This window comes from Kitasatospora sp. NPDC096128, assembly GCF_040303105.1.
Taxonomy (GTDB): Bacteria; Actinomycetota; Actinomycetes; order Streptomycetales; family Streptomycetaceae; genus Kitasatospora.
Genome location: NZ_JBEOSP010000020.1, coordinates 97,302 through 105,092, shown reverse-complemented (window position 1 = coordinate 105,092; position 7,791 = coordinate 97,302). Strand labels below are relative to the sequence as shown.

The 7,791-nt window shown below is 65.7% G+C and carries 4 protein-coding genes; 1 reads left to right on the top strand and 3 read right to left on the bottom strand.

What is annotated here, in order from left to right; translation table 11 throughout:
• The 3 genes from ABTY61_RS22965 to ABTY61_RS22955 all read right to left on the bottom strand — a co-directional run.
• On the bottom strand, window positions 1–652 hold a 652-nt coding region (locus ABTY61_RS22965), incomplete at its 3' end, for a ParB/RepB/Spo0J family partition protein (protein WP_502895400.1).
• 80 nt (window positions 653–732) lie between these two features.
• A complete protein-coding gene (locus tag ABTY61_RS22960) occupies window positions 733–1,497 on the bottom strand; it encodes a nucleotide-binding protein (protein WP_350506907.1) in 765 nt (254 codons plus the stop codon).
• Between the two features lie 923 nt (window positions 1,498–2,420).
• Window positions 2,421–4,361: a hypothetical protein gene (locus ABTY61_RS22955; RefSeq protein ID WP_350506906.1), complete on the bottom strand. Its 1,941-nt coding sequence runs from the start codon at window positions 4,359–4,361 to the stop codon at window positions 2,421–2,423.
• 1,960 nt (window positions 4,362–6,321) lie between these two features.
• Here ABTY61_RS22955 and ABTY61_RS22950 point away from each other — a divergent pair.
• Window positions 6,322–7,659 carry a HEPN/Toprim-associated domain-containing protein gene (locus ABTY61_RS22950; RefSeq protein ID WP_350506905.1) on the top strand — a complete coding sequence of 446 codons (1,338 nt, stop codon included), beginning with the start codon at window positions 6,322–6,324 and terminating at the stop codon, window positions 7,657–7,659.
• Window positions 7,660–7,791: the final 132 nt, after the last annotated feature.

Here is a 7,791-nt window from a genome sequence, read left to right as displayed (position 1 = left end):
CCTCCGCCAAGCCATCCTGCCTCGTTGAAGCGGTCGGTTCGGCGCTGGCGGCGTCTTGGTCGCCAGCGAGCTTGGCCTTGAACTCTTCGAGTGCCGCAAGCTGCTGACCGGCAGGCATAGCCCGTACCACCTTGGTGGCGAACGCGCGCAGGTCCCGAAGGGGCATGCCCACCGCGGCCTGCTGGACCTCGGGGGACAGCTTCAGGATGCTATTCCGCTGGGAGATGTAGCCGGTCGACCAACCTTCGGCCTCAGCTGCCGCCTTCGCTGAGGGGTACTCGGAGACGATGGCCATCACGGCCTTCGCGTCCTCGAATGCGTCGAAATTTCTGCGGCGGATATTCTCGTCATAGGCCGCACGCATGAGCTTGGCCCGCGACTCGGCCACGGAGTTGTCGAGCAGACAGAACAGCTCCTGCCGCCCCCACTTCACGGCGGCCATGTGCCGGCGACAGCCGTTGACGACGATGTAATCCTTGCCGCGGGTCTTCTCATCCTCATCCGGGTAGAGACCGAGGTACGCGGCGCGGGTGACGATCAGCAGGCTCTGCTGCTGGATGTCGGCGATGGTCTCCAGGTCGCTGAGATCGCCGTACTCGTCGCGGGGGTTGTGCGGGTTGGGCAGCAGGCGGTCGGTCTTGACCGTGATCATGCGCGGGCCCTCGACCGTGGTCGGCCTCTCGGTGCCGGGACCCGCGAACAGATCTGAGGCGTTGACTCGTCGGCTACTCATCAGCGCTCTGCTCCGTTCCGGCGGTCGTTCGCAGTGCGCATCTGCATCTCGAGGGCGAGGTTGGTGAAGTCCTGCAGGCACTCCTGGGCGATCCGGGACTTCGGGTACTGGGTCACCACCTGGCCGACGGCGCCAGCCTTCGCGTGCAACTTGTAGTGGCGGATGACAGTCTTGGCCACGGGCCAGCCGTTGGACCGAGCGAACTTCTTCGTATCGTCCCGATCAGCTTCACCATCGCGCGGATCCCAGTTCGAGACCACGACGGTGTAGGGAAGGCCACGCGGCTTGATCACGTCTTCGATCGTCCTCACGGTCGGTTCCCAGCTCATCGGCTCGGTCTCGATCGGAACGATGACGTGGTCTGCGTTGTCGAGCGCGGCGCGGATTGCGTCGGGCCCTCGGCCTTCACCGATGGGGTCTCCGGAGTTGTCGTCGCGGGCCTCGGGTGGGTACCACCCGGGGGTGTCGACCACGACGTAGTCGACGGCCGTGGCTTCCCGCAGGCGCTTGAGGTCATCGAGATCGTCGTACGCCTCGGCGAAGACGAACGGCAGGTTGTCGCCGACCCTGTCGGCCCACCAGGCCGTTGATCCCTGAGGGTCGACCGATACTGCCGCAACGGGGGCAAGCCGCTTGGTTCCTGCGGGGGTGATCTCGATCTCGTCGGGGGCAAGGACTTCGGCCATCGTCGCGCAGAAGTTCACCGTGATGGTGCTCTTGCCCACGCCGCCCTTACGGCTGACGACGACGAATACGAACGCCATATCTTGTTGTGCTCCATCCGTGGACTTCCCGGGCATATCCCGGTACTTCGGATGTCCGTGGACTTCCCGGCTATCTCCCGGTACTTCGGACTTGGGCATCCTCTCAGATCGCAGGCCGTAGGTTGGACTCTGCCTCACATCCGGTGTGTCTCGGCTGGGTCACGAGCACGGTTTACCACGGTAAATCTGAGGAGATCGCGGCGGCCGACGGTTCGTAGGACGGGACAGCCTGAGGCTTCCGGTAGATCAAGGCTTCAGCCCTCGTGGGGGAGGTAGTATGTGTGAGCCCCGGCGGCTTCTGAAGCGGTCGGCCGAGCCGACGGCCGTGGGTGCCGGGAGGCTCCAGAAGTTGAGTCATCGGGGAGAGGCCTCACTTCGGTGGGGCCTCTTCGTTGTCAGTGTGCGGTAGTCTGCGCCACCGGGTTCGGTCTCGCCTCCTGCGATGCCTGCCGGACTTCTTCCGGCACAAGGCCCTGACGACGTTTACCACGGTAAACACGAGGCGGATCTTTCGGCGCAGGCACTGACACGCTCAGGCTCAAGGTGCTTGTCACTGTGCCGTCCGGTGCACCTGACCTCGTCCGGCTCTACTTGTGACGATTCGCTGATCTGTCCGGGCCAGGTTGGCTAGTCGGCGGCTTCGCAACGGATGATCCAAGTCGTGAACTGCGGGTATCTCCACGTGCAATCCTCTCCACGGTGGCCATCTACGGTCGGGCAGCGGAGGTGCTTCGACGATCAGAATCCAGATCTACCTGAAGGCACTGCCCCGGGGGGTACGGGTGCAGTCTCCGGACGCAGGTCAATGTTTGATCGCCGGACACCTTCGGCTGGACGGGACACCCATCAGACGGTCTACACGACACGCTCGACGGCGGCCTCGAGGCCGTCTTTCATTGCTCAGCGGTCATCGGTTAGGTGGTTCACCGGCCTCCAGTGATGAGCCGCTCGGCGTCGGAAGCCTGGCTGGTGATGTCGCGGTCAGAGAGCCAGTCGGTGGTGATGTCAGCACGGTAGTCGGACAGCTGCCAGTCCCTCAGCCAGTGCTCGGAAAAGGGGTTAGCCGACTGGCCCCGGCTGCGGAACTTCCTGTCGGCTTCCGCCCAGCGAGCGGCAGCTGCAGCAGCAGCCTGTTCCTCGGGCGATGTCCTGGTGGGGTTGCAGTGGTAGCACAGGAGATCGCCGTTAGTCGGGCGGCCGCACAGGCCGTCGTCACCCTGGCACTCGGAGCCAGTACGCCGAGCTGTGGCGTCGGCAACTGATCGGCTCGCCGCCTCGGTACTGCTGTGGCGGGGGCCGGCCCACTCCTGCCACCAACGTTCCGGGTGTGCGGGGACCGTCGGGCCATCAGAGTCCGAGGTCATAGGGGTGACCATGCTTGGGGTCGGCGCCAAGGCAGCAGCGCGGAGTCGACCAGCGACGACGGCGCCGACGCTGGTGGTGAGCTGCGCCGGGTGAGGCAGTTGCCGGCCGGTCAGCAGGGACTCGATTTGTGTCGGTAGCCAACCGAGAGCGAGCAAGCCATCGACAACCAGGCCCTGGTCCCATAGCACGGGTCCGATCACCTGAGACCACCGCGGGTCGTCCAGGGCGAGCTTGGCACAGACTGCCCCGAGCAGCCGGACGCCTTCGGTGACCCGGGTCGGCTCGGTCTTGGCCGGGTCAGGCTTGTGCTGGACCACGTGCTTGCTCGGCCCGTCCGTTTCAGCGCTATCCTCCCGCACCTTGTGAACGGAGGGTTCACCATCGAGCGTTGAGGGAGGAGGGTTCAGCCCCGGCAGAGCTGGACGCCGGTTCTGACCTGCGGCGATCTGGTGTTTGTGCAGGTCAGAGCCATAGTTGATCTTGAATGGCCCATTCGGCAGGACAGGACGTCGGTCGAGGTCTGGGCGCAGGCTGTCAGAAAGGGCGGCAACCGCGGTCTGGGCGTCGGCAAATCCGGCCCGCGCCGTGGCGACGGCGGCCGCGATCGGGGCGATGCACCATCGAGTAAGGCCCATTCGACCGCCCCCGTCGCGAAGTTGCTCGGTGGTTAGCACGCCGGCCTGGCGCATCCGGGCGACGGCCTTGCGGGTGCCGGAGGGAGAGAGGCCCCAGAGCCTGGCTAGCACTCCCTGCTCGCCGAAGAACACTCCGTCCGGGTGCTCGGCGGCGATCTGGAGCAGCCGCCACCGGTCGTCCGGCCCGAGCATAGTGACGTCGGTGTCGGACAGCAGAGCGACGGTCCACCGGGCGAGGACGGCGCACTGGGCCCGGTTCATGCGGCGGGCTGCCCCACGCGCGGCGGCGTCAGTGATCGGTCGGACAGCGACCCGATAGACCGACAGGGAGCCGTCGTGGCGCCGAGTTCGGGCCGCCTTCCGCAGGAAGCCAAGACCGGAGACCCTCGCGAGGTAGTCACCCGCGCTCTCGGCGTCGACTCCAAGGAGTGCGCCGACCCGGGCCAGGCCGGGTGTGGCGAACCCGTCACTGCCCGCGTGGGCGACGTACAGGTGCGCGGTCAGACGCTCGCCGCCGCCTAGGCGCGCGAGGTAGGGGTGGGCGTTGATGTGCCGGACGACGTCGCGTACGCGGGCAGCCTGGTCCGGGCCGAGCGACAGGGCAGGTAGACCGCTGGCCTCCTCAACCGCAGCGACCTTGGCACGGGCGCGCTCCAGCGCGGCCACCGTCGAGGGTGCGTTGCCCCGGCGGCGGGAGCTCGAGGCCTCGTACCTATCGAACTTAGATTCGAATTCGAGGTCGGGCGAGCTCTGTGGCGGGTGTGCGGTGTGGGCGGAAATGTCCCCCGAGAGAGTGGAGATTCGGTCGACATCCCGAATTTGGGCAGTCTCAACCTGACAAAGGGCAGGGGAATCCTGCATCATTGGTTTCGTCCTCAGTTCAGACGAGGGCATGCAAAAGGCCGCCCTCGGCGTCCCCGGATCTTGATCCGGGTGGTCGCTGGTGGTGGTTCTGGGAGAACCAAGAAGGACCCGCCCCGGGAATGGGGGCGGTGAGCGGTGTCCCGCAGCCGGGGTGGAAGCCGGAAGCGGGCCCTGGTCGGACAGGCCGAGGCGGGAACTTCGGCGAGGTCGACCGTGGCATGACGGTCGCAGCACAGGTGCGGGAACACCTGGAGCGGCCTGGACGGTGGTGAGTGAGTGCTTTCCTCGGGAAAGGGAAGCGTCAGAGCACCGCCGGAGAGACTTAGCTCAAGGCGACCAACTCCTGGAGGAGTGTGTCGACGAGCGGACAACCGAACCCGGAACGCCTATACGGCTGCATCGGGACGGACATCTGAGGAGAAAGAGTCGGGGGATCGAGCCGGACGGCCTCAGACATGACGCGACCCACCGGGCCGACGCGGAGCGTTCATGCGCGCGACGGGGTGGGTCTTCTTGTGTCCCTCGGGGGGTACACGGGTACCATCAATCATGTCGAGACCACCTTCCATGGTCTTGACGCCGATTAGGCCCCGAGCGATCCGTTCCCAGCAGCCGCCAAGCACCTGGGAGCCGAGACCTCGGGGTTCGGCGTTTGTAGGACTCTTCTCTTAGCACCCATCCAAGATCAACCTGCGGATGGTCGGGTATCACATTACCGCTCCTGGAACCCGTGTGGCGATTCATCAGCCCCTGCGCGTCGAAGACTATCCACAGGGATCAGTCAGATGACCATCCGATGAGCTGGCTACCTGCCAGTACCTGCCAAGATCCACGTCGAAGGGGCCACCGATCTCTAGCAGATCTTGGATAGATAGGCCTCCCACCTGCGATGATGCACCCCCCTTTGCTCTGTCTTTCACACAGCACCAGGGTCACGACCTCTTGGCCGATCGCCCAAGACGAGAACCCTCGCATTGGGTTACGTCTTGGACGATCGGCCGTCGTTGACTTCGGATCGCGCTCTCCTGAGGCGTCGGATGCTCAGCCCTTCGTTCACCAGCCACCAGGACGTTTCCGGAATCGGCGCAGGCCTGCTCGATGATGGCGGGGAGAGGCAGTCTGGAGTGAACCGGGCAGACCGGGTCTGGGGCCTCGAGAAGGACACGGTTGGCGATCGGCCCGGCGATCGTCCACGAGGAGTTCAGATGCCATGGCCCCGCAGGCCGAGCAAGGGTAGTCGTTGGCGCCGGGCCGGTTGCGGAGCGTGGGAGCAGATCCATGCGGCGCGGTGTCGCATCGGTACTGAGCGAGCGGTAGACCACCGCGTGATGGCTGCCAGCCACCGGCAGGATTGAACCGTCCTCGCGGGGCAGGACGGGCTGTCGCAGCCGGGCAGGGCCGGAAGGCCGTGGACACGGACACAGGCCAGCGGGCGGGGCCAGCGGCAGAGTGCCGATAGGCGATCGCTGGACCGTGGCCATCCTGGTTGGCCGGATGTACGGGCGGGGTCGCGACGTTCATGCCCCCGTCTCACTGCCGCAGAAACCGGTGGCGTGGGAGGACTGCGCGCCGTGCCGCTGAGGCTGACCAAACTGCGCACGATGCCGTGGTGGTTCGACCGTTCAGGCGTGCTGTTCTATGAGGCTGGCCGTGGCATGACGGTTGCGGCACAGGTGCGGGAACACCTGGAGCGGCCTGGACGGTGGTGAGTGAGTGCTTCCCTCGGGAAAGCGAATCCGTCAGAGCACCGCGATGACGGTTGCCACCGGCAGGGCGGCGGCCTCCGAAGGTGGCGTGTATCTCACCGCGGGAGCGCCGCTTGCTGGCCGGCACCGGCTCCGGTCACTGTCACCTCACCCCTGATGTTCGCAAAGCCGTGAGACCAGGCCTCAGTTGCGGAGGACGATGGATCGACATCGATGAGCAGCACGAGCGGCGGCTGCATGAACGGAGATTCCGCATGGGCAACGTCTGGCGCCTGTTCCTGGGGGACCACGAGATCCTCGAAGGGAGATGGGACGCACCGGCCAAACTCATGACCGTCTTCCAGGAGGAAGACAAGTACATGCACCGACCGTGGGCGCGGATGATCGACAGGGCAAAGGCTGGCTTGCCTGACTTTGACTTCGACGACCCGGAGACCTTCCGCACGTACCCGGACATTGACCCGGAGGCCTACCGATACCAGCGCGCCGACGATGCCGAGCGCTTCGGCTACAGGACAACGGTCGGGACCGCCGTCACCAGGCTCAAGCTGATGGGCTTCACCGCAGAGCGCTGTCGGCAGATGATGACGCTGTCCTACCGGGAGCAGATGCTGCAGGGGGACGTCATCGAGGCTCCGGACGGGAAAGCCGGGCCTGGCGGCGAACCAGAATTTTACGTGGTCCACGGCGACGACGTCACCGACATTGGGCTCCAGGCCTACCTCAAGCGTGCCGCCGATTGGAGTTTCGCGGGGAGGAACCTGACCGAGCTGGAGCAGCTCTGCCTCCAGAAGCTCGAGCACTACTTCGGGGCCGAACCAGACCAACGCTGGCTCCTTGCCGGGCTCCTGGGAGGACAGGACCCGCAGACCGTCCTCCGGCTTGACCTCGGCGACCTTCTGGCGGACGGCGCGTTCAGGAGCACCGATAACGTCGCGGCGCAAGCACTCCAGGATCTCCGCAACGAGACGGCCAGCACGGGGCCCGTCATCGTGATCACCGAGGGCAGGTTTGACTCCCGTGTCCTGCCCCAGGCACTGAGACTCGTCCGACCGGATATCGCCGGGTACTTCAAGTTTCTCGACTTCGACGCCGCGAAAGCCCAAGGCGGAACCGACCGGGTCGTGGCGACCCTGAAGAGCTTCGCCGCAGCCGGGGTAATGAACCGGGTGATCGGGCTCGTCGACAACGACACCGCCGGCCGGGAAGCGATCAGGCAACTCGCCAGTATCACACTGCCCAGTCACTACAGCGCTTGCCTGCTGCCCGACCTCGACTACGCGCACTCCTACCCAACCCTGGGGCCCTCCGGCGAGAGTAACGACAACGTCAACGGCCGAGCATGCTCGATCGAGTTCTACTTCGGCCTCACGACTTTGCAGGGCCCCGACGGGGCCCCGACCCCAGTTCAGTGGAAGGCCTTCAAGGAGTCGGTCCAGGACTACCAGGGCGAGTTGACCAACAAGCAGTACATCCAAGGCAGGATCGACGCCTTCCTGGCCGCGGCCGAAGGCGGTGCTCCCCTCGACGAGTCATGGGAGCCAATGCGACTGATCGCTCAGACACTGATCGACAAAGCCGAATCGCGCTGACCAGGCGGGTCAACGATCAGCCCCAGCGACCGCTGCTCAGGTTCACCCGGACCGGGGGAGCGGTCGCTGAGCAGCCTCGATCGCCCCAGCCGGTGGGAGACAACGGCCACCCGGCGCCGATCGCACGCCCCG

Bases quoted from the DNA above. Each gene is read 5' to 3' on its own strand.
- ABTY61_RS22955 (WP_350506906.1), bottom strand. From the start codon at position 4,361: ATGATGCAGGATTCCCCTGCCCTTTGTCAGGTTGAGACTGCCCAAATT.
- ABTY61_RS22960 (WP_350506907.1), bottom strand. From the start codon at position 1,497: ATGGCGTTCGTATTCGTCGTCGTCAGCCGTAAGGGCGGCGTGGGCAAG.
- ABTY61_RS22950 (WP_350506905.1), top strand. From the start codon at position 6,322: ATGGGCAACGTCTGGCGCCTGTTCCTGGGGGACCACGAGATCCTCGAA.